This window comes from uncultured Gardnerella sp. (genome assembly GCF_947280595.1).
In the GTDB taxonomy this organism is placed as follows: Bacteria; Actinomycetota; Actinomycetes; order Actinomycetales; family Bifidobacteriaceae; genus Bifidobacterium; species Bifidobacterium vaginale_A.
On the sequence record NZ_CAMYOS010000001.1, the window covers coordinates 18,558 to 40,434 of the forward strand.

18 protein-coding genes are annotated in these 21,877 nt (G+C 37.9%); all 18 read left to right on the forward strand.

Annotation, left to right across the window (positions count from 1 at the left end):
* Positions 1-99 precede the first annotated feature (99 nt).
* The 18 genes from Q0X59_RS00090 to rpoZ all read left to right on the forward strand — a co-directional run bounded on the left by Q0X59_RS00090 (position 100) and on the right by rpoZ (position 21,829).
* Entirely contained in the window at positions 100-1,263 is a 1,164-nt protein-coding gene (locus Q0X59_RS00090; protein WP_196489632.1) for a branched-chain amino acid aminotransferase, read from the forward strand.
* A gap of 51 nt (positions 1,264-1,314) precedes the next feature.
* On the forward strand, positions 1,315-2,082 hold the full coding sequence (locus Q0X59_RS00095; RefSeq protein WP_103043077.1) for a TRIC cation channel family protein: 768 nt from the start codon (positions 1,315-1,317) through the stop codon (positions 2,080-2,082).
* Positions 2,083-2,143: 61 nt separating this feature from the next.
* On the forward strand, positions 2,144-2,461 hold the full coding sequence (locus Q0X59_RS00100) for a hypothetical protein (protein WP_103043076.1): 318 nt from the start codon (positions 2,144-2,146) through the stop codon (positions 2,459-2,461).
* Positions 2,462-2,518: 57 nt separating this feature from the next.
* A complete protein-coding gene (locus Q0X59_RS00105) occupies positions 2,519-5,665 on the forward strand; it encodes a bifunctional [glutamine synthetase] adenylyltransferase/[glutamine synthetase]-adenylyl-L-tyrosine phosphorylase (RefSeq protein ID WP_297642498.1) in 3,147 nt (1,048 codons plus the stop codon).
* Between the two features lie 172 nt (positions 5,666-5,837).
* Positions 5,838-7,025, forward strand: coding sequence for an aspartate carbamoyltransferase (gene pyrB, locus Q0X59_RS00110; protein ID WP_075523457.1), 1,188 nt, complete (start codon positions 5,838-5,840; stop codon positions 7,023-7,025).
* A 60-nt stretch (positions 7,026-7,085) separates the two neighbouring features.
* Positions 7,086-8,498 carry a dihydroorotase gene (locus Q0X59_RS00115; protein ID WP_075523350.1) on the forward strand — a complete coding sequence of 471 codons (1,413 nt, stop codon included), beginning with the start codon at positions 7,086-7,088 and terminating at the stop codon, positions 8,496-8,498.
* 30 nt (positions 8,499-8,528) lie between these two features.
* Positions 8,529-9,563, forward strand: a complete 1,035-nt coding sequence (gene pyrF / locus Q0X59_RS00120; RefSeq protein ID WP_075523349.1) for an orotidine-5'-phosphate decarboxylase — start codon at positions 8,529-8,531, stop codon at positions 9,561-9,563.
* A 180-nt stretch (positions 9,564-9,743) separates the two neighbouring features.
* The gene (locus Q0X59_RS00125) at positions 9,744-10,640 is read left to right on the forward strand and encodes a dihydroorotate dehydrogenase electron transfer subunit (protein ID WP_103043073.1); all 897 of its coding nucleotides are present in this window, start codon (positions 9,744-9,746) and stop codon (positions 10,638-10,640) included.
* A 9-nt stretch (positions 10,641-10,649) separates the two neighbouring features.
* Complete coding sequence (locus Q0X59_RS00130; protein ID WP_297642332.1) at positions 10,650-11,606, forward strand: dihydroorotate dehydrogenase; 957 nt, start codon at positions 10,650-10,652, stop codon at positions 11,604-11,606.
* 43 nt (positions 11,607-11,649) lie between these two features.
* Complete coding sequence (gene pyrE / locus Q0X59_RS00135) at positions 11,650-12,348, forward strand: orotate phosphoribosyltransferase (protein ID WP_075523346.1); 699 nt, start codon at positions 11,650-11,652, stop codon at positions 12,346-12,348.
* 78 nt (positions 12,349-12,426) lie between these two features.
* Complete coding sequence (locus Q0X59_RS00140; protein WP_296156899.1) at positions 12,427-13,431, forward strand: hypothetical protein; 1,005 nt, start codon at positions 12,427-12,429, stop codon at positions 13,429-13,431.
* A 129-nt stretch (positions 13,432-13,560) separates the two neighbouring features.
* Positions 13,561-14,124: an elongation factor P gene (gene efp / locus Q0X59_RS00145; RefSeq protein ID WP_004130995.1), complete on the forward strand. Its 564-nt coding sequence runs from the start codon at positions 13,561-13,563 to the stop codon at positions 14,122-14,124.
* Between the two features lie 237 nt (positions 14,125-14,361).
* On the forward strand, positions 14,362-14,856 hold the full coding sequence (nusB, locus tag Q0X59_RS00150) for a transcription antitermination factor NusB (protein WP_075523344.1): 495 nt from the start codon (positions 14,362-14,364) through the stop codon (positions 14,854-14,856).
* A 171-nt stretch (positions 14,857-15,027) separates the two neighbouring features.
* A complete protein-coding gene (gene carA, locus Q0X59_RS00155; RefSeq protein WP_297642336.1) occupies positions 15,028-16,251 on the forward strand; it encodes a glutamine-hydrolyzing carbamoyl-phosphate synthase small subunit in 1,224 nt (407 codons plus the stop codon).
* Between the two features lie 19 nt (positions 16,252-16,270).
* A complete protein-coding gene (gene carB, locus Q0X59_RS00160; protein ID WP_297642339.1) occupies positions 16,271-19,657 on the forward strand; it encodes a carbamoyl-phosphate synthase large subunit in 3,387 nt (1,128 codons plus the stop codon).
* Between the two features lie 27 nt (positions 19,658-19,684).
* Positions 19,685-20,581: an orotidine-5'-phosphate decarboxylase gene (gene pyrF / locus Q0X59_RS00165; RefSeq protein ID WP_075523341.1), complete on the forward strand. Its 897-nt coding sequence runs from the start codon at positions 19,685-19,687 to the stop codon at positions 20,579-20,581.
* A gap of 199 nt (positions 20,582-20,780) precedes the next feature.
* The gene (gmk, locus tag Q0X59_RS00170; protein ID WP_075523340.1) at positions 20,781-21,389 is read left to right on the forward strand and encodes a guanylate kinase; all 609 of its coding nucleotides are present in this window, start codon (positions 20,781-20,783) and stop codon (positions 21,387-21,389) included.
* A 155-nt stretch (positions 21,390-21,544) separates the two neighbouring features.
* Positions 21,545-21,829 (forward strand): DNA-directed RNA polymerase subunit omega, encoded by a 285-nt coding sequence (rpoZ, locus tag Q0X59_RS00175; RefSeq protein WP_075523339.1) that lies wholly within the window; start codon positions 21,545-21,547, stop codon positions 21,827-21,829.
* Positions 21,830-21,877: the final 48 nt, after the last annotated feature.

Sequence of the window (21,877 nt, forward strand, 5' to 3'; positions counted from 1 at the left end):
CTAAATTTATTGTTAAGAGTATTCGTAAATTTCACAATAATTTATAGAATTATTAGAAATGGATTCATGTGCTTTAAAGCTTTAACGAAAGAGGAGAAAATGTCTGATTCAATGATAGAAGCAAACTCATTATTGGCTCAAGAAAATCATTATAATGCTTGTGATTTAGACGATTTAGCAAGCAGATTTACTGTCCTTTATAATGATAATCTTGTGAGCGATTCCAAGCGAAATGAACTCATAGATAAGCCTTCTTTTGGAGAAGTTTTTTCTGATAGTATGGCTCACATGTCTTGGACTAAAGGAGAAGGATGGTCAGACAGGCGAATTGAGCCATATGCTCCTTTGAAAATGGATCCAGGATCTGCTGTTTTACATTATGCATTAGAGTGTTTTGAAGGTCTTAAAGCATACAAGCGCAAAGATGGGTCAATATGGCTGTTTAGACCTGATGTAAACGCTGAAAGATTCAAAAATTCAGCTCGCAGACTTTATCTTCCAGGGCTTCCTATTGACGATTTTCTTGGTTCAGTTGCAGCTTTAGTTAGAAAAGATAGAAATTGGGTTCCTTCAAGAAGGGAATACACGCTTTATCTAAGGCCTTTCATGTTTGCTTCTGAACCATTTTTAGGAGTTAGAGAAGCTAAAGAAGTTGATTATTGCGTTATAGCTTCTCCATCTGGACCATATTTCAAAGGTGGTTTGAAACCTGTAAGCATTTGGATTGAAAATCAATGGTTTAGAACCGGTCCAGGAGGAACAGGTTTCGCTAAGTGTGGTGGTAATTATGCTGCATCATTGCTTGGAGAATATAAAGGTATTGAGCATGGTTGTGAACAGGTATGTTTCGTTGATGCTGCTACGAAAACATACTTGGAAGAACTCGGCGGAATGAATGTATTTGTACTTTATAAAGATGGTATATTGAAAACTCCTTCTTTAACTGGAAACATTTTGCCTGGAGTGACACGTCGTTCAATTATTGAACTTGCTAAAGATCGTGGTCTTGAAGTAGTTGAAACCATGATTTCTTTAGATGGATTGCTAAATGATATTCGATGCGGAAAAGTTAGTGAAGTATTTGCTTGCGGAACTGCTGCTATTGTAACTCCAATCGGAAAATTTAAATCAGAAGATGGAGAAGTTGAAGTTTCTGGAGGAAAGATTGGTGAATTAACTAAATCATTGCGAGATGAATTACTTGGTATTCAACTTGGAGAAGTTGAAGATAAGCATAATTGGATGTGGAAAGTTTGCGATTAGATTTAAGTTAATAATATTTGTTTTCTAAAAAATTATTGCGAAAGGAAATTTGTGGAAGGGGCATTAGGCGATAATATCTTTTTCCTTGTTGTTGAGTATGTGGCAATGGGATGTTGCGGAATGGTTGGTGGAATGTGGGCGATACGCAAAAAATATGATCTTTTTGCCATTATTACAACTTCTTGGATTACAGCTCTAGGCGGAGGTATTGTGCGCGATGTTTTATTAGGCGCGCTTCCTCCAGTTGGTATTTCAGATCGCGGATTTGTTTTAACAGGTCTATTAGCAGGTGTCATAGTAGCAATTGCTCATCCTGAAATAGAAAAATGGAAATGGTTTATGCTTACTCTAGATGCGCTCGCTCTAGGTCTTTTTGCTGTTAATGGTACTGCTAAAGCTTTAGATTATGGTATGTCTGGTATGGCATCTGTATTTTTAGGCATGTTTACTGCATTAGCAGGAGGCTTAATCAGAGATATGATGCTTAATCAAGTGCCTGTTGTTGTAAGAGATAAACATTGGTACGCTTTTCCTGCTGCAATTGGATGTGTATTAACTGTTTTTGTTTGGAAGTTTGCTCATTCTAGAGCGTTTGATGTTACCACAGAGATGATTTTAGATACTTTTATTGTGATTATTGTTGTTTTAATGCGAATTATTTCTGTAAAATTTGATTTAACTTTATTAGGCGCTGTTAAAAGAACTGAGGCTATTAAAGTGAGCGCTCCCAAAATTAGGATGCATGCGCATAAGATTCGTTTTCATAAGAATAGCGAATCAATAGATGAGAAAAAGAATAGCAATATTAAAAACATATGATAGTAATGCTAGTTAAATGCTAAACTAAAGATATTATTGCTGTGCGTGAAAGGTAACAGTCATGTCACTAATAGAGATTCTTATAACAGTGATTGTTTTTGTATTATCTTTAGTTATTGGAATTTATTTCGCTGGAATACCTTTAAGAATGTCACAAATGACTAAAATGCAAAATATTATTCAGCAAGTTTTGAGTGTTGTTTGCATTGTGCTTGCAATAGTTTTGTTTATGTTGAATATGAAAATTGCAACATTATGCGTGATTTTTGCGTTGTGTTTTGGAATGTTTGTTGGAAAGATTCCTCCAATTCATAGTTGGCTTCTAAGTCAATTCCCTTATATGTTTTTGAGCAATAATGATCCTAGACGTAAAAATTAGTTGATTGTGAAGATTGTGGCAAGAAAATCTGCTGATTCTCTGAGTGATTCTGCTTATATGGGTAATAGTGATTCTGCTCAGGATTCGTTTATTAGCGCGAGAAGTCTTATTAGAGCAGGATTTTTGCGACCGGATTCAGCGAGAGATGCAATAGAATCAATTTTAAAATCATGCGAATGCATATCTTATGAAATATTATTTAATTGTCTTAACGTAGTTGAAGATCCGGATGCAGCGATTTTATCTTTGAGGGATCTAGCTAATATTTATCCAGATGTTATAAAAGACATATTTTCTCGCAATTTGCAATCTAATGATTTTACTTCTCTATTACAAGTACTTGGAGCTTCTAATGCTTTTGCGATGCTAATGAGAACGCATCCTAATCTTATAAAAGCTGCTGCTAGTGATCCTGAACACTTGCTTCATATGACTCGTCAAGAGCGTTGTAAAGATTTATTGAACGCAATACAAGCGTATAGTGCAACTGTAGTAGTAGCAGAAAATAATGATTCTTCGATAACTATTCCATTGACTTCTTTAGGATTTGCTCAAGCTGTTTCTTCTTTAAGATCTAGATATCGTGAACATGTAGCTGCAATCATGTCTGCTGATTTAGCTAGTGCTGATTGTGTAGAAGTCCAGCCAGATATTAGTCATAAACTTTCTGATGCTGCTGATGCTGTATTAGAAGCAGCGCTAGCTATTGCTAGAGGACAAGTAGAAGGATCTTCATCTTGCAAGTTTGCGATTATTGCAATGGGAAAACTTGGATCTCAAGAAATCAACTATGTTTCAGATATTGATTTAATTTACGTTGTTGCTCCTGTTGAAAATCATCAAAAAGACTATGCTATTCGTGTTGGTACTTCAATCGCAATGGTTCTGCAAAAAGTCTGCCAGTCTGTAGTTCTTGGATCTAGTGAGCCGCCTTTGTGGAAAATTGATACAGCACTTAGACCTGAAGGTAAAGATGGTCCGCTTGTGCGACTTCTTGAATCTCACAGAGAATATTATGAAAAGTGGGCTAGTAGTTGGGAATTTCAAGCATTACTGAAGTCACGTCCGTCTGCTGGCGATTTAGAGCTTGGTAAATCTTATTGTGATATGGTTGAGCCTTTAATTTGGAATGCTTCTAGTAGAGATCATTTTGTTTCAGATTGTCAACATATGCGTCAGCGCGTAGAATCTCTTATTCCTGCATCGGAGCGCGATCTTGATATGAAGCTTGGTAAAGGTGGATTAAGAGATGTTGAATTTACTGTGCAAATGTTACAGCTTGTTCATGGAAGTGACGATAAGTCATTGCGTGTTCGAGATACTCTTTCTGCTTTGCAAGCGTTAGCAATTGGAGGATACGTTTCAAGATCTCAAGCCTCAACTTTAGCTGAACATTACCGTTTTGAACGTGTTCTTGAGCATCGGCAGCAAATGTGGAGTATGCATCGCACTCATTTATTCCCAGATTTAGGTCCTCAAGGCAATGGTGGATTAGATCGCACGCGAAATATTTCAACTGAAAAGTTAAATAGCAATGAGCAAATTCGTAGGCTTTCCAGAGCTGTGAGATTGCGTCCTGAAGAGTTAGTTGAGCGTTTCGATAAAGCACGCCGTGAAATTCGTCATTTACATAAAGATATTTATTATCGACCAATGTTGCCTATAAACGCTCAAACAGATTCTGATCCAATTGTGCTTTCTGCTGAAGCTGCTAGAGCTAGATTTGCTTCAATTGGTTTTGCGGATCCTAAAGCTGCTAGTTTGCATGTTAAAGCGCTTACTGAAGGACTTTCAAGAGCTGCTAAAATACATAGGATTTTATTGCCTGCTGTTTTGAAGTGGCTTGGAGATGGTCAGAATCCAGATATGGGATTACTTGCTTTTAGAAGGCTTTCTGAGCGTTTCGGTGGTAAAAACATGTATCTTGGCTTTTTGCGTGATTCTCCTTCAGCTGCAAAAAGATTGTGTCATGTTCTATCTGATTCTCGTTATTTAGGTGACGCTATGATGCAATCAATGCAATCGATTACGTGGCTTGGTGATGATGATTTGTTGTCTGCTAGAAATAGAGCTAGTTTAGATATGCAAACTGCCGCTATGCTTGCAAGATACGCTGGAAATATTGAAGATTTTGCTCAATCTTTGCGCTCTTTGCGTAGGCAAGAAATCGAGCGCTTGGCTATTTCTTGGATGTGTGGCTTAATTGATGATGACACTTCTATGAGTGCTATGAGTGATGTTTTTGATGCTGTTTTAGATGCAGCGTTGAAATGGTCTATGCATCAGGCAGCTTTAAAAATGAAATTAGATGCTCCTGTATCTTCTATTGCTATTATTGCAATGGGTCGTTATGGTGGTAGAGAAGTTAATTTCTGTTCTGATGCAGACATTATCGTTGTATATGAGCCAACTTATGCTCACGGTGATTCTGATTCAGACTATCTTGCTTTTAGCTTTGCTCAAACTACAGTCGATATTTTAAGAAATATTTTGCAAGGTTCTATTACTCTTGAGCCAAAAATTATGCTTGATTTAGACTTGCGTCCTGAAGGAAAAGATGGGCCGATTGTTCGCTCTTTAGAGTCTTGTGAAAATTATTATCGTAATTGGGCTAGCATTTGGGAGAATCAAGCGCTACTTCGAGCGCGTTTTGCTGCAGGTTCTAAAAACTTAGCAGATTTACTTCTTAACGGAGTAATAAACGATTTGCGATACTGTACGAATCCACTTAATGAATCGCAAATAGCTGAAATTCGTAGGCTTAAAGCACGTATGGAAGCTGAGCGTTTACCTAGAGGTGTTAGTAGAGATCGTCATCTTAAACTTGGTCGTGGAGGATTAAGTGATGTTGAGTGGACTGTTCAACTACTTCAATTGCAATATGCTCATAAATTTGAATCTTTAAGAGTTGTTGGAACAATTAAAGCTTTGAAAGCTTTAGAAGATGAGAATTTAATAAGCAAAGAAGATGCTGAAATTTTTCGTCGCTGTTGGCATATGTGTTCTTCTGTGCGCAATGCAAACTTTTTATGGTCTGGGTCTATGTCTAGAGCTGATGTGATTCCAACTGATTCTTATTCTCTTGGTGGAATAGCAACTTATCTTGGTTATGAGTCAAATCAAGGTAGAGTATTCGAAAATGATTTGTTAGCAATAATGCGTCAATGCCGTGAAGCTATGTCTAGAATATTTTATGGTTGCTAGTTTAAACGCTTTATTGAAAGTATTTTGTGTCGTAGTCTTGTAAATCTTGTACAATCTACAAGGTCGCGCAATATGTGGCCGTCTTTCTACAGAGAAAGGAAAGCCCGTGAAAATTTCCGCTAAATTGCTTGCATCAGATGCCCAATCCGAAAATTCTGGTTGTTTTCTTCCAATTGAGTCAAATATTTCTCAGTCTTTAAGTGGTAAAAGTGTTGTTACGTTGGATGATATTTCGACTGCGCAAATTAGAATGCTTTTAGATAAAGCGCGATACATTGATTCGCACCGTAAAGAAGTGGCTCACACCTGCGATGGCAGATTGTTAGCCACTCTTTTTTATGAGCCTAGTACTCGAACTCGTTTGAGTTTTGAAACTGCAATGTTGCGTTTAGGGGGTAAGGTTATCGGCTTCGCTGGTGCTGGTCTTTCTAGTGCTAGTAAAGGTGAAACAGTAAGTGACACTTTGAAAGTCGTGTCTAATTATGTTGATGTTGTAGCAATGCGCCACCCGAAAGAAGGTGCAGCTTTCGTTGCAACGCAAGCTGTTAATACACCTATTATTAACGCAGGAGATGGCGGACATATGCATCCTACGCAAACTCTTGCAGATTTAGCAACGATTCTTGAGCGTTTTGGTAGATTAAATAATTTAACAGTTGGATTGTGTGGAGATTTAACATATGGACGCACAGTTCACTCACTTATTGAAACTCTTTGTCGTTTTGGAAACGTTCATTTTGTGCTTATTAGCCCAGATGAGCTTAAAACTCCTCAATATGTAATCGACAGAATTAAAGATACTCCTTCTTGCACGTATGAAGAAACTCGTGACTTGATGAAAGTAATCGGCGAACTTGATGTTCTTTATATGACTCGTGTGCAAGAAGAGCGTTTTACTGATCGAGATCAATACTTGCGACTTCGTGATACTTATATTTTGACTGAAGAAAAATTAAATAAAGCAAAGCCAAATACTGCTGTTTTGCATCCTCTTCCTCGAATTAACGAGATTTCAGTTGATGTTGATTGCGATTCTAGAGCTGCATACTTTGATCAAGTAAAGAATGGAATGCTAATGCGTATGGCGTTGGAAAGTTCTGTTCTTGGAGATGAACTTGATGGCTATGAGCCTACAGATTTTGTAAGAGTACCTTTAGAAGAGAATGAATCTAAAGATGCTAATGGAATTTCTCTGAGCCTTCCAAGAATCCACAATAATGATATGAATGCTCCAAAAAATATGACTTGTTCAAATCCTCGCTGTATTACAAATAGTGAATTGACATTAGTTAAAAAATTCTACAAATCAGAATCTGGAATGCATGAATATCATTGCTTATATTGTGATAATAAGGCATAAAGAAAAATAAAATCTATTACAATATATTAAGTATAAAAATTTACGCAAACTAGGAGTTATATGGACGAGGCACGTACCTTAAATTTGCGCAATATCTCTGTGTGGGATACTGGTGAACGTATAGATCTTATAGTTGATGGTGTTCGCCAAGATGCTTTGATAGAGCCTAATGCGCGATTAAGTGGAGATATTGATGCAAGTGACATGATTGTCGCTCCTGGTTTTGCTGATCCGCATGTGCATTTTAGAGATCCTGGTCAAACTGACAAAGAAACTATGCAAACAGGAAGCGAAGCTGCATCTGCTGGTGGTTATACGCAAGTTTTAATCATGCCAAATACGATTCCTGCAGTTGATGGTGAGAAATGGGTTGATGCTCCATTTGATGTTGAAAATGTTATAGATTATTTGCAACGATACGGATGTATCTATGGAGTGAAATTACCTGTTCGCTACGATGTAACTGTTTGCGCTTCTCTTGGTCGTAAAGGATTAAAGCCTAGCAATATAGAGCATTGGGAAAAATATGTTCTTGGAATAAGCGATGATGAAAAAACTTCTCCAATGCGTAAGCATCCTGTTACTGCAATAAGTGATGATGGTGCTGCTGTACCTGAATCTATCTTGTTAGATGTTCTTGATATGGCTAAGAAAACTGGTTTGCCTTTCGTAGAACATTGCGAACATCACGAAAGTGGATGTATGAATGATGGTCCTGTTGCGAAAATGCTTGGTGTTGAAGGTATTGCATCTTCTACAGAATTATCAATTGTTCAAAGAGATATTGACGCTGCTCGTAAAACTGGTGTGCATGTTCATTTTCAGCATGTAAGTACTGCTGCATCTTTTGAAGCTATACGTAAAGCTAAAAAAGAAGGTTTGCCTATTACTTGTGAAACAGCTCCTCACTATCTTGCATTATGTGATGAAGATGTATTGCGTTACGGTTCAATGGCAAAAATGAATCCTCCTCTTCGTTCAAAAGCAGATCGTCAAGCAACACTAGCTGCTATTGCAGATGGAACAATTGATATGATTGCAACAGATCACGCTCCTCATACTAAAAAAGAAAAGTCTGGTGATTTTGCTGTATCTCCTAACGGAATTATTGGTCTTGAATGTGCATATGCTGTTTGCAGAAAAGTGTTAGTAGATGCAGGATACACAGATGATAAACATTTGATTGAGTTGATGTCAGTCAATCCTATGCAATTGATGAGTAGAAGGCCAACTGATATTGCTGCATTGCTTAACGTATCTTCTAGATGTGACACGAAGCGTACTTTGAGATTGAGCATAACTGAGCATCCTGAAAATGTTGATTTAGTTTTGATTAACACAAAGGAAAGATGGACTGTGAACGCTGAATCTTTCCATTCAAAAGCTCGTAACACTCCATTCGATGGATGGGATGTTAAAGGACGTCCAGTAGCTACAATTATTGGATCTGAAATTGCGTTTTCAAGAATGTGAATTTAATTTATCTAATTTAGGGGAAATTGTATGGACGAACTTATAGAAGCAATCGAATCTAAACAAAATCCTAGCGTTGTAGGGTTAGATCCTAAAGCCGATATTGTTCCTATTGAGATTATTAACGGACTTGTTGATGAAGTTTTACAAGAAGTTGATGATTCTGAGGCTCTTTCAACTCTTATGGCTACAGCGTATTTCGAATTTAATCGTTCGATTATTGATGCAATAGCAGATGTTGTTCCAGCAGTAAAACCTCAAATAGCTATGTATGAAGCGCTTGGTCCTGCTGGAATAGATACATACACTATGACTTGCGAATATGCAAAATCTAAAGGATTAGTTGTAATAGGGGATGCTAAAAGAGGAGATATTGGATCTACTGCAGCTCAGTATGCTGCTCATATAAGCGGTTTTACAGATATTACATCTTATTTGACTTCAAAAAATGAATTATTGAATGATTCTTTAACAAAAATTTTAGAAAAATCACAAAATAATGATGTTTGGCATGAAGATTCATTAACTGTTAATCCTTATATGGGTTCAGATGGCGTGAAGCCTTTTATAAATAATGCTGTTAAGTATAATAAGAGCATTTTTGTTCTTCTTAGAACGTCAAATCCTTCTAGTAAAGAGTTGCAAGAGCTTGTTGTACAAGATGGTAAAGCTGTATACGAGCATATGGCTGATCTTATTGAACAATGGGGTGAGTCAAATATTGGAAAGCATGGTTATTCTAGAGTCGGTGCTGTAGTTGGAGCTACTCATCCTGAAGAAGGTAAACATTTACGCAATCTTATGCCTCATACTTTCTTTTTGGTTCCAGGATATGGTGCTCAAGGCGGTACAGCTCAAGATGTTGCTGGCATGTTTGACGAATTTGCCTCTGGAGCTATAGTTAATTCTTCTCGTGGAATTATAGGATCGTGGAAAAAATCAGAATCATATATAAAAAATAAGGGTTCGCTATCTATAGATAGTGTTCTTGAAATTGTTAGAGATTGTGCTTATGAATCTGCATGTGATATGCGCGATAACTTGCGTCAAGCTGTGTATCGCTAAAATATGTTGATTAAAAGGTGAATATTCGTGAAACTGTTAAGTGCAAATAATAGTAATTTGATATAACTTAAGAATAATTTAAAAGATAGCTTAATAAATTGTTTATAATAACTAAAATTTAAGCTTTTTAGATTTAAAAATAAAAATTAATAGCAATTACTACAAGAGTAGGGGTATCACATGAGTGATGGCATGTTTATGCATACGCGAAAAGCTTTGGAAAGCTCCATATTTACTTTTCGTAATAATAATGCTGATGATATAGGTGGTAGTCCCTCAAAATCTAATGATGACGCAAAATATTCACCTCTTTTAGCAAGACGTGCTATAGAAGTAATAGACAATCAGAAACTTGATGATGGTGTATATCGTTTGACTTTGCGAGATTCTGCTATAGCTGAATGTGCGCTTCCTGCTCAATTTGTAAATTTGTATTCTCCTGATTCAACAACTATGCTTCCTAGACCTTTTGGAGTTGCAAGTGTTGAAGGTGATACTTTTACTTTAATATTCGCTGTTGTAGGAGTCGGTACGAAAGCTTTTTCTCGCCTTCGTGCAGGTGATAGTGTTGATGCGCTTGGTCCTTTAGGAATAGGGTATGATATTTCTAAATCTGCTCATTATATTCTTGTAAGTGGAGGATTAGGAGTTCCTCCTTTGATATGTGCTTCTCAAGCATTAAGTAAGTGTGAGAATTCTACTGTAAGCGCGATTCTTGGATATAGAGATAAGCGTTTTGCGGATGATTTAATGAAAGAATATATTAGTGATGTTCATAGTATTACTAATTCTGAAGGAACTGTTATTACGCTTCTTAATAAATTAGAGGAAGAAAATCATTTTAATTTTAATGATAATTTGCCGATTGTAATTCTTTCGTGTGGTCCTCTTGCAATGATGAAAGCTGTTTCTCATTGGGCGCATGAGCGTAGTATTGAATGTCAACTTAGTTTAGAGGCTCGTATGGGTTGTGGCTATGGCACTTGTGTTGCTTGTGTAGTAGATACTCTAGAAGGTCGATTGAAAGTTTGTAATGAAGGTCCAGTTTTTGATTCTAAGCGATTGGGTTGGGAGTAAGAAGTAAATATGAACGCTACAAATTCCGCTGAAACTTTAGGTTTTGACACAAGCCACGTGTGGAAACATCCAACTCAAGTTGCAGGTGTTAAGTGGAAAAACATGGTTGGAACTGCTTCTGGAACTTTTCAGCTTGCAGCATGTCGTCGTTTTTATGATGTTAGTCAGCTTGGTGCAATATGTACTAAAGGTGTTTCACCTGTGCCTTGGCAAGGAAATCCTGCTCCTAGAACAGCAGAGTCTCCTTCTGGAATGGTAAATGCAGTTGGTTTACAAAATCCTGGAGTTGACCATTATTTAGTAGATGAGCTACCTAAGCTTAAAAAGATGGGAGCGCTTGTAATTACTAATGTTGCAGGTCATAGTGACGATGACTATGCTCAGGTTGTAGCTAAACTTGCAGATTCTTCTGCAGATATGTTGGAGATTAACGTTAGTTGTCCAAATGTCACTCACGGTGGTATGAGTGTCGGCACGGATCCAGTGGCATTACACCGCTTAATTACTCGTCTTCGTGCAATGACAGATAAGACGATGATTGTGAAGATGACTCCGAATGTTACAGATATTGTGACAATTTGTAAAGCTGCAGTTGATGCTGGTGCTGACGCTCTTAGTATGATTAACACTTTAGTTGGATTACGTATTGATATTCGAACTGGTGAACCAATTATTGCGAATCGCACTGGTGGTGTTTCTGGTCCTGCTGTTTTCCCAATTGGTTTAGGATTTGTTTGGCGAGTTCGTCAAGCTATGCCAGATATTCCTATTATTGGTATTGGCGGAATTGATTCTGGAGAAAAAGCACTTGAATACTTGTATGCTGGTGCTAATGCAATAGAAGTTGGTGCTGCTGCTTTAGTTGATCCTACAGCTCCAATCCGTATTGCTAGAGAATTAGATGATTTGCTTGATTCTAGACCGAAATTAGCATCTTTGCTTGCTGAAGGTAAGACTTGGCGCTAAGGTTTTGCAAAACTTATAAAAATATTAAGAAAGTGAGTTAATAATGGAACAGTTAGACGAACGTTTTACTAAGTTTTTACTTGATTCAGGAGCTCTTAAATTTGGTGATTTCACATTGAAATCTGGTAGAAAATCGCCTTATTTCATAAACGCTGGAGCATTTGACGATGGAATGAAAATTGCAACTCTTGGAGATTATTACGCTAAAAGAGTTGTACAAGCAATAAATAACAGTCAACTCCCGAAAGATATTGATACTGTATTTGGTCCAGCGTATAAAGGAATTCCTTTGGCTGTTTCTACTTCTATTGCGTTGACTAATAATTACAATATGCCGGTTGGTTTTACTTTCGATCGTAAAGAAAGAAAGGATCATGGCGATGGCGGTGTTATGGTTGGAAAGCCTTTGAAAGATGGCATGAAAGTTTTATTAGTTGACGATGTTATGACTGCAGGAACAGCTGTTCGTGAAACTTTACCAAAATTAAATTCTGAAGCAAAAGTTGAAGTAGTCGGTTTGATTTTAGCAGTTGATAGAATGGAGCGCACAAAAGATAGCGATCTTTCTGCAGTAAAAGCAGTCGAGAAAGAATTTGGCTTCCCTGTTTTGCCAATTGCTAACGTAAGTGAAATTTTTAATGCAGCTCAAAAGCTTACAAATAGTGATGGAAGTGCTGTTATGGATGAAAATCTTGTAAGAAGCGCAAAAAAGTATTTGCAAGAGTATGGAGCGCGTGAATAGCATTAAAAATTAAATTTCTTTATATAGTTATATTATTTACGTTATTGTTGTGTGAATTTTACTATGAAATGACCGATTATGAATGATCAAAATAGCAACTTCGATAACCCGGAAGATATGCCTCCTGAATTTATACCTGCTGATTATGATAAAGACACGAGCGAAAACGGTTCTAGTTATAATGATGATTTTGATAATTCATTATTTGGTGGTAAAAGAGAAATTGCAGCTGTAGTTGCTGTTTGCGTTATTGCAATTGCTATTGTTGCGTCAATTGTATTTTTCTTGTTTACTACTAATTCTAATAGCATAAAACATAATAATGTTAGTGAGCCTACTAAGAATTGCGTTCGCTTGCGTAAAGATTTGCTTTCTGAGCAAAAAAATCTAGAGGCAACTCTTTCTAGTGACGATGTTAGTAATGCTACAGAAATTAAAACATATGATTTCGTAGTGAATTCTGATGAAGCTAAGAGCGCTTTTGATGATTTCGAATCTTCTTTAAATTATGTTAAAGCGGATTTAAATGAGAAGATTCAAAATTGTCCAGTTGGTGCTGATTCTAGCAATTCTCCTTCTGTGGAAGATAAGTTTTCTGGGAAAATTGAAAATTTCCGTCAAGATAATGATTCCCTGAAAAAATCTGCTTATAACGCTGTTAAAGCTGCCAAGAGTGTTATTTCAGCAAAGCTAGTGAAATTGGTTTCTAAAGGCAAAGATCTTATAAATAAAACTAAAAATATTCCTGTTTTATCTCAAGCTAAAGATGAATTACAGAAAATCGTTGATTTAGCTAATCAAGCTCTTAATAATAGCAATAACAATAATATTAAAGAGATGAAGCAATGCATTGACGATTTAAAGAAAGCTTTTGATCAATATCTTGAGAAAATTAAAAATTTGAGTTCTAATTTTCTAAATCGTGATGGTAATGGATATCCGCTTTCTTCTCAACATCAAAAAGATGATGATGGAGGATACGTCCCGTCTGGTCGTGATGATAATTCAGACTCTGTTGATCCTGATTATATTGACACTCAAGATAGTCAAGATAGTCAAAGTGGTCAAGATGGTCAAAATTAAGAAAAATATGCTATTTCGTCTTTAGTATTGTTTTTGGATTTTAATTAGTTGACGCTTTGTGGCATAATAAGCAAGGTTTATTTCTTAAGCTGCGCTTGCAGCTTTATTAGCGAAAGAAACAGGTAACTCGTGGCACAGACTACCAATGATATTAAGAATGGATCGGTTTTAAACCTTGAAGGTCAGCTTTGGACTGTTGTTAAGTTCCAGCATGTAAAGCCAGGTAAAGGTCCTGCTTTTGTGCGCACTACTATTAAGAATGTGCTCTCAGGCAAGATCGTTGATAAGACTTTTAACGCCGGAATGAAGATGGAGTTTGAAACTGTTGACAATCGTACTTTGCAATATTCTTATGAAGATGGAGATAATTTTGTCTTCATGGATATGACAACTTACGATCAAGTTTATATTCCTAAGGACTTGGTTGGAGATCAAAGCAAGTATTTGCTTGAAGGTACTGATTGCATAGTAAGTTTCCATGACGGCACTCCTTTAAGTGTTGAGCTTCCAGCATCTGTGATTTTGACTATTACTCATACAGAGCCTGGTTTGCAAGGTAATCGTTCTAATGCTGGAACTAAACCAGCAACTGTAGAAACCGGAGCTGAGATTCAGGTTCCGCTTTTCGTAGGTGAAGGTGAAAAAGTTAAGGTCGACACTCGTGATGGATCTTATCTTGGTCGTGAGAACTAATTAAATTTTCAATATTGGGCGGCCTGGTAACGATATATTTTACGCGTTGCTGGGTCGTTCTTTTCGATTTTTAATATAGATTTTCTTTATTTTCTAAATATTTAGCGTTTGAAAATTTTATTAAGAATAAAAAATCGAATTAGTAAAATTCTTTATTGGATAAACGATTAAGTTTAATGTTAAAGTAAAACTTAATAAAGATTTAGTTAAATACAATATAAAACGAAGGACTCTACTATGGCACGCTCTACAGCTCGTAAGAGGGCTTTGAATACGCTTTACGAAGCAGATGAAAAAAGTCAGAATATTCTTTCTTTACTTGATGAGCGCGTAAAAGAGCCTGGCGCTCAAACTCCTCTTCCAGAATATGCAGTTGAGATTGTGCGCGGTGTAGGTGAACGCCGCCATAGAATTGATAAAGTGCTTAATTATTGTTCAACCGGCTGGAAAGTTGGAAGAATGGCTGTTATTGATCGTAATATTTTACGAATCGCAGCATGGGAAATTCTTGCGAACGATGATGTTCCAGATAAAGTAGCTATTGATGAAGCTATTGCACTTGCAAAGATTTATAGTGATGATGATGCTATTGCTTTCATTCATGGATTGTTGAGTGCAATTGTTTCTTCTAAAGATGATTGTTTAGCTAGATTAAATGGTGATGTAGTTTCACAAGACGCTGATGAAACGGATGCTAGTGAATCTGAAACTAGTGAATCTTTGCAAGAATAGAAGAATAGTAAATTATTTTCTAGATTTAATGTAGTTGAATAATTGAAATTTTGTTAATCCGCTTAAAGTATTTGCTTAAGCGGATTTTTTATATCCACAATTTCGGCGAGTCGCGGTCCTACAATCTGAGTAGACTTGCCACGAATAACCTAAAGCCATAAGGGGGTTAAGGTGGACTACAATGACACCTTTGCTGGATTCGACAGTGACGATGCAGTATTGGTATTAGAGGATGGTCAGGTTTACGTTGGTAAACCTTTTGGTGCTAAAGGTTCTACATGCGCTGAGATTGTGTTCTCAACAGGTATGACAGGCTATCAGGAAACACTAACTGATCCAAGTTATGATCAACAAATCGTCGTTCAAACGTTCCCACACATAGGAAATACAGGTGTTAACCTTGAAGATCCAGAATCTTCAAAAATCTGGGTTGCTGGATATGTTGTTAAAGTTCCAAGCCCGGTTGTTAGTAATTGGAGATCTACTGGTTGCTTGCAAGATGATTTAGAAAAACAAGGTATCGTTTCAATCAGTGGTATTGATACTAGAAAGCTGGTACGTCATTTACGCTCGGTAGGCGTTATGCGTGCCGGCATTTTTTCTAGTGATGCGCTTATTGACAGTACAACTGGAGCAATACGTACAGTTGCATCGTTTGTTAATGAAATTAAGAAAACTCCTCAAATGCAAGGCTTGCGTTTAACTGATGAAGTAAGTACTAAAACTACTTATACTATTGAGCCATCTGGAGAGTATGAGGGCAAGAAACCGTTATTCAGTGTTGCAGCTGTTGATTTTGGAATTAAAGCAATGACTCCGCATCGTTTAGCTGAGCGCGGATGCAAAGTATATGTTGTAAATTCAGGAATTTCTTTTGAAGATCTTCAAAATCTTAATGTTGATGGAGTATTTTTCTCTAATGGTCCTGGGGATCCATCTCAAGCTAATCGTGAAGTTGAGTTGTTGCGTAAAGTTTTGGATGCAAAATATCCATTCTTTGGAATTTGCTTCGGGAATCAGCTTTTAGGTAGAGCGTTAGGATTCGATACTTATAAGTTAAAATTTGGTCATCGCGGAGTAAATCAGCCTGTAAAAGATTTAACCACTGGAAAAGTTGAAGTTACAGCGCATAATCACGGTTTTGCTGTGGATGCTCCTATTGGTCAGCCGGTTCAATCTCCTTATGAGAATGGTAAATTTGGTAAAGTTTTGGTTTCTCATATTGATTTGAACGATAACGTTGTTGAAGGATTGCAATGTTTAGATATTCCAGCTTTCTCTGTGCAATATCATCCTGAAGCTGCTGCTGGTCCTCATGATGCATCTTATTTGTTTGATCGTTTTGTAGAGCTTATGCGCTTGCATAATAACAATTGCGTTAAATCAGAAAAGTAATAATAAGGGGAAATTTACTATGCCAAAACGTACTGATATAAAGTCTGTTATGGTAATTGGTTCTGGTCCTATTGTTATTGGCCAGGCTGCAGAATTTGATTATTCAGGAACTCAAGCTTGTAGAGTTTTGCATGAAGAGGGTATTCGCGTAATCTTAGTCAACTCTAATCCAGCTACGATTATGACTGATCCTGAGCTTGCTGATGCTACTTATATTGAGCCGATTGACACGTCAATTTTGGAGAGAATAATTGCAAAAGAGAAGCCAGACGCGCTGTTGCCAACACTAGGCGGTCAAACTGCGCTTAATGCAGCGATGGATTTAGGTCGTGCAGGAATTCTAGAGAAGTACAACGTTGAGCTGATTGGCGCTTCTTTGGAAGCAATCGATAGAGGAGAAGATCGTGAGCTTTTCAAGAAAGTCGTTGAAAAAGCAGGAGCGGAAAGCGCAAAATCATTTATTGCTCATTCAATAGAAGAAGTAGACAAAATTGTTGAAACTTTAGGATACCCAGTAGTAGTACGTCCAAGCTTTACAATGGGTGGATTGGGCTCTGGTATTGCTCATAATGAAGAAGAGTTGCATCGTATTGCAGGAGCAGGCATACATTATTCTCCAACTAATGAAGTTCTTATTGAAGAAGGAATAGAAGGTTGGAAAGAATTTGAACTTGAGCTTATGCGAGATTCAAAGGATAATGTTGTAGTTGTTTGCCCTATTGAAAATGTTGATCCAGTAGGAGTGCATACAGGTGATTCTATTACTGTAGCTCCATGTTTTACTCTTACAGATCGCGAATATCAAAAGATGCGTGATATTGGTATTGCTATTATTCGCGGTGTTGGTGTAGATACTGGTGGATGCAATATTCAGTTCGCAATCAATCCTCAAACGGGTCGCATAATTGTAATCGAGATGAATCCTCGCGTATCTCGTTCTTCTGCTCTTGCATCTAAAGCTACTGGCTTCCCGATTGCGAAAATTGCAACGAAACTTGCTCTTGGATACACTTTGGATGAGATTCAAAATGATATTACTCGTTCTACTCCTGCAAGTTTTGAGCCAACGATTGACTATGTTGTTACTAAGATTCCGCGTTTTGCTTTCGAAAAATTCCCAGGAGCAGATACCACTCTTACTACTTCTATGAAGTCAGTTGGTGAAGCAATGGCGTTAGCTGGAAACTTCCAGGAATCTCTTGGTAAAGCAATGCGCTCAATTGACAAGCGTCATGCATGCTTTAGCTGGGATGGTGAGTGTCCAAGTAAAGAAGAAGTTGAGGATCTTCTAAATGAGATTCATACTCCAACAGAGCATAGATATTTGCAAATTCAGCGTGCTTTGTGGGGAGGAGCTACTCCTGAACAGATTTTCGATGCAACTAAAATTGATCCATGGTTTATTCATCAACTTGCACAAATCAATAAAACAGCTTTATATGTTAAAAATGCTGAAACTTTAACTCCTAAAGTTTTGAAGAATGCTAAGCTTGCAGGTCTTTCGGACGTTCAAATTGCACATTTGCGTTCTCTTGGTGATGAGGGTGAAAATATGGTCCGCGAGCTTCGCTGGGCTTATGGATTGCATCCTGTTTATAAAACTGTAGATACATGTGCTGCAGAGTTTGATGCTATTACTCCTTATTACTATTCTTGCTATGCTGATGAAAGTGAATTGAAGAAGCGCAATCGTGAAGCAGTAATTATTCTTGGCTCTGGTCCGAATCGAATTGGACAAGGAATTGAGTTTGATTACACTTGTGTTCATGCTGTTCAAGAACTGGGTAAGGATTACGACACTATTATGGTTAATTGTAATCCTGAAACTGTTTCTACAGATTATGATATGTCTGATCGTCTTTACTTTGAGCCTCTTACTTTCGAAGATGTTCTTGAAATTTATGAAGCTGAAAAGAAACTTGGACCAGTTAAAGGCGTGATTGTGCAGCTTGGTGGTCAAACTCCGCTTTCGCTTGCTGCTCGTCTGAAAGCTGCAGGAGTTCCAATTTTGGGAACAACTCCTGAAGCTATTGATTTGGCTGAAAATCGTGAACTTTTCGGTGAAGTTCTTCGTCAAGAAGGAATGAATGCTCCTCGATACGGCACAGCGTTAAGTTTGGAAGAAGCTAAGGATGCTGCTCACGCAATCGGTTACCCGGTTCTTGTGCGACCAAGCTACGTGCTTGGCGGGCGTGGCATGGAAATCGTGTACGATGACTCTCAGCTTGCAAAATATGTTGAGCGCGCATTGAATGAGGCTCGTGCAGACACTGTTGTTTCTGGCAGGCTTCCTTCTCCTCTTTTGATTGATAAGTTCCTGCAAGACGCTATTGAAATTGATGTTGACGCGCTTTATGACGGCAACGAGCTTTATATTGGCGGAATTATGGAGCATGTTGAGGAAGCTGGCGTGCACTCTGGTGACGCAGCTTGCACTCTTCCTCCAAGCACACTTTCGGACGATCAGATTCGCCGCCTTCGTGAGGGCACGCTTTCGATTGCTCGCGGCTGCTCAGTTCGCGGTCTTATTAACGTTCAGTACGCTTTTATGGCGAATACTTTGTACGTGATTGAGGCAAATCCTCGAGCATCGCGCACAGTTCCGTTTGCATCTAAGGCAACTGGTGTAGCGCTTGCTAAAGCTGCTGCACGAATTATGGCTGGTGAAACAATCGAACAGCAACGTAAACGTGGTCTTCTTCTTCCTAAGGGTGACGGCGGTGATATTCATCAAGGTCAACAAGTTGCTATTAAAGCTTCCGTGCTGCCTTTTAAGCGTTTCCGCACTCCTGTTGGACGTACTGTTGATATTCTTCTTGGACCTGAAATGCGTTCAACTGGTGAAGTTATGGGATTCGATAGAGATTTTCCACACGCTTTTGCTAAAAGCCAGCTTGCTGCATATAAGGGAGGATTGCCAACAAGCGGAAATGTATTTGTTTCTGTAAGTGATGCAGATAAAAGACAATTGCCATTATTAGCTGTTCGTTTAGTGGAACTTGGTTTTACTATTTGGGCTACTGAAGGTACTGCTTCTGTATTGCGTAGATACGGTATTGATTCTGTTATTGTAGATAAAATTTCTAGTATTGGTGATACCGCTAAAGATGTGCGTGATAGCGAATATTCTAAAGAAAGAATTGGCAAAAACGTAGTAGAACTTATTGAGAATGGTAAGATTGATATGGTGCTGAACACACCGAATTCTAGAGGATCTCGCACTGATGGATATGCAATTCGTGCTGCTGCTGTTGCTGCAGATCTTCCTCAATTCACTACAATTACTGAGTTCGCACCTGTTTTAATGGCTATTGAAGCTGTTAAAAACAATGATTATCAGGTTATGAGTATACAGGAGCATGCTAAGCAACTGTTTGCAATAGAATGTGCTGAAAACCAGAAGTAGCTTTAAGAAAGTCGAGCGTAAAATCATATGACTGAAAGCATATGCGATCAAGAATTACAAGCACAAAGATCTGATTTTGGTTTGCGTTTACAAAATGCAATGGCAAAATATGGACCTCTATGTGTCGGTATTGATCCTCATAGGAAAATGTTGCTTAATTGGGGATACAATATGGATGCTCAAGGTGCTGAATTGTTCTCTATGCGAATGCTTCAATCTATGAACGGTCGTGCTGCTGCAGTTAAATTCCAATCGAGTATGTTTGAGCGCTACGGATCTAAAGGTTTCGCAGCGCTTGAACGTGTTCTTTATGCGGCTCGTCAAATGGATGTTATTACTATTGTTGATTGCGGTCACGGTGGTTTATCTACAACTATTTCAGCTTTAGCAGATGCATATTTTAAGCCTGGAGCACCATTAAGAGCAGATGCTATAACTCTTCTTCCATATTATGGCGCTCGCTCTATGAGTAGTCTTATAAACGAAGCTTTGAATAATGGATGTGGAGTTTTCATGGCTTCCCTGACATCTAATCGTGAAGGAGCTAATCTTCAAACAGCTATTCGTCAAAGTGGAAGTTATCGCGGGCATACTGTTGCTCATGGTATTGCTCAAACTGCTCAAAGCTTTAATGAGCACACTAAAGGCATGGGTTCGGTTGGCTTAATTGTTGGAGCTACTATTGGAGATTGGATGAATGGTGGAGATGTTGATCTTACTAGTTTTACAGGTCCAATTCTTTCTCCTGGATATGGTTGGCAAGGAGCTGAAGCAAACGATTTGAAAACTGTATTTGCTGGAACTCACGGAAATGTTTTAGTTACTGTTTCTAGATCTATTGCTTCTCATGGTCCAGATATCGGCTCTCTTTCAGCTGCTACTGAGCGTATTGCTTGGGATATTCGTCAAGCTTTAATGGATTGACGATTCTCAACATTAAGCTTATGAAAATATTAAATTAAATTGTTGGATTTAAGAGCAAATAAAAATCAGCAATAAGGCATTAACAGAAAACGAAGTTATAATTCATGTAAGAGTGGTAACGTGTTTATATGTTTATGTAATGTATTTTTACGTAAGCTATAGTAAACAAAACATGATTTTAGTGGAGCACGATGTTACGATGGCCAATACAACTTATACATACGGTGTTCGTAAGCGTAGGCTTATTGTTCTTACTGGTCCTACTGCCGCTGGAAAAGGTACTGTTGAAGGCGTATTGCGTGAAAAACACCCTAATATTTGGCTCTCTGTTTCTGCAACTACTAGATCTCCTCGCCCAGGAGAGTTTAATGGCATTCATTATTGGTTTTTAGATGAAGATGAGTTTAAGCGCCGTCAGCGTAACGGAGAATTTTTAGAAACTGCACTAGTTCATGGAATGGCTTATTACGGAACTCTTCTTCAGCCTGTTTTAGATCATTTAGAGCAGAATATTCCTACTCTTTTAGAGATTGATTTGCAAGGTGCTAGGCGAGTTAAGCAAGAAGCTTCTCGTTTAGGATTAGAAGTTGTTTATGTTTTTATAGCTCCGCCAAGTTTTGAAGAACTTAAAAGAAGATTGATTGGTCGCGGTACTGAAACTCCTGAGCAGCAAAAGCGGCGTTTAGAAACTGCGAAAGTAGAGATAGCTGCTGCTAGCGAATTTGACGTAGTTATTGTTAATGATGATGTAAATCGTGCTGCTAACGAGTTATGGAATATAATTGCTCAAGAATATGATTTGAAGTGAGCGAAAGCTGTTTTTCTCCTTTAGTCTTAGAGCATAATAGTATAGAACATTTAAAATTTTTTATTTAAAAGGAAATCGATGCTTGCAATATCCAAGCTGTAGCATATAATAAGCAACTTGGAACTATTGTGGCACCATAGAATATGGAGAACATTATGGCATTGGGCACTCAGCCAACACCTACGGGACTTGCGAATCCGCCGATTGACGATTTGATGGAACATGCGGACTCCAAGTATGCGCTTGCCTTGTTTGCCGCAAAACGAGCACGGCAGATTAATTCTTATTTCACTCAACTCAATGAGGGCTTATTGCAAAATGTTGGTCCGCTTGTTGAGTATCAAAATCAAGAAAAGCCTCTTTCTATTGCTTTCCGTGAAATCAACGAAGGCTTGTTAGAGGAAACTCTTGGTGACGATGATATGAGTGAAGGCAATTAAGTTTTATTTCTTTGTTAGAACGATCGCAGTCATATAAGGTAGCTCCTT

Excerpts from the sequence above, each read along its gene's own strand:
- Q0X59_RS00090 (WP_196489632.1), top strand. The coding sequence starts at position 100 with ATGTCTGATTCAATGATAGAAGCAAACTCATTATTGGCTCAAGAAAAT.
- Q0X59_RS00100 (WP_103043076.1), top strand. The coding sequence starts at position 2,144 with ATGTCACTAATAGAGATTCTTATAACAGTGATTGTTTTTGTATTATCT.
- Q0X59_RS00105 (WP_297642498.1), top strand. The coding sequence starts at position 2,519 with ATGGGTAATAGTGATTCTGCTCAGGATTCGTTTATTAGCGCGAGAAGT.
- Q0X59_RS00115 (WP_075523350.1), top strand. The coding sequence starts at position 7,086 with ATGGACGAGGCACGTACCTTAAATTTGCGCAATATCTCTGTGTGGGAT.
- pyrF (WP_075523349.1), top strand. The coding sequence starts at position 8,529 with ATGGACGAACTTATAGAAGCAATCGAATCTAAACAAAATCCTAGCGTT.
- Q0X59_RS00125 (WP_103043073.1), top strand. The coding sequence starts at position 9,744 with ATGAGTGATGGCATGTTTATGCATACGCGAAAAGCTTTGGAAAGCTCC.
- Q0X59_RS00130 (WP_297642332.1), top strand. The coding sequence starts at position 10,650 with ATGAACGCTACAAATTCCGCTGAAACTTTAGGTTTTGACACAAGCCAC.
- pyrE (WP_075523346.1), top strand. The coding sequence starts at position 11,650 with ATGGAACAGTTAGACGAACGTTTTACTAAGTTTTTACTTGATTCAGGA.
- Q0X59_RS00140 (WP_296156899.1), top strand. The coding sequence starts at position 12,427 with ATGAATGATCAAAATAGCAACTTCGATAACCCGGAAGATATGCCTCCT.
- nusB (WP_075523344.1), top strand. The coding sequence starts at position 14,362 with ATGGCACGCTCTACAGCTCGTAAGAGGGCTTTGAATACGCTTTACGAA.
- carB (WP_297642339.1), top strand. The coding sequence starts at position 16,271 with ATGCCAAAACGTACTGATATAAAGTCTGTTATGGTAATTGGTTCTGGT.
- pyrF (WP_075523341.1), top strand. The coding sequence starts at position 19,685 with ATGACTGAAAGCATATGCGATCAAGAATTACAAGCACAAAGATCTGAT.
- gmk (WP_075523340.1), top strand. The coding sequence starts at position 20,781 with ATGGCCAATACAACTTATACATACGGTGTTCGTAAGCGTAGGCTTATT.
- rpoZ (WP_075523339.1), top strand. The coding sequence starts at position 21,545 with ATGGCATTGGGCACTCAGCCAACACCTACGGGACTTGCGAATCCGCCG.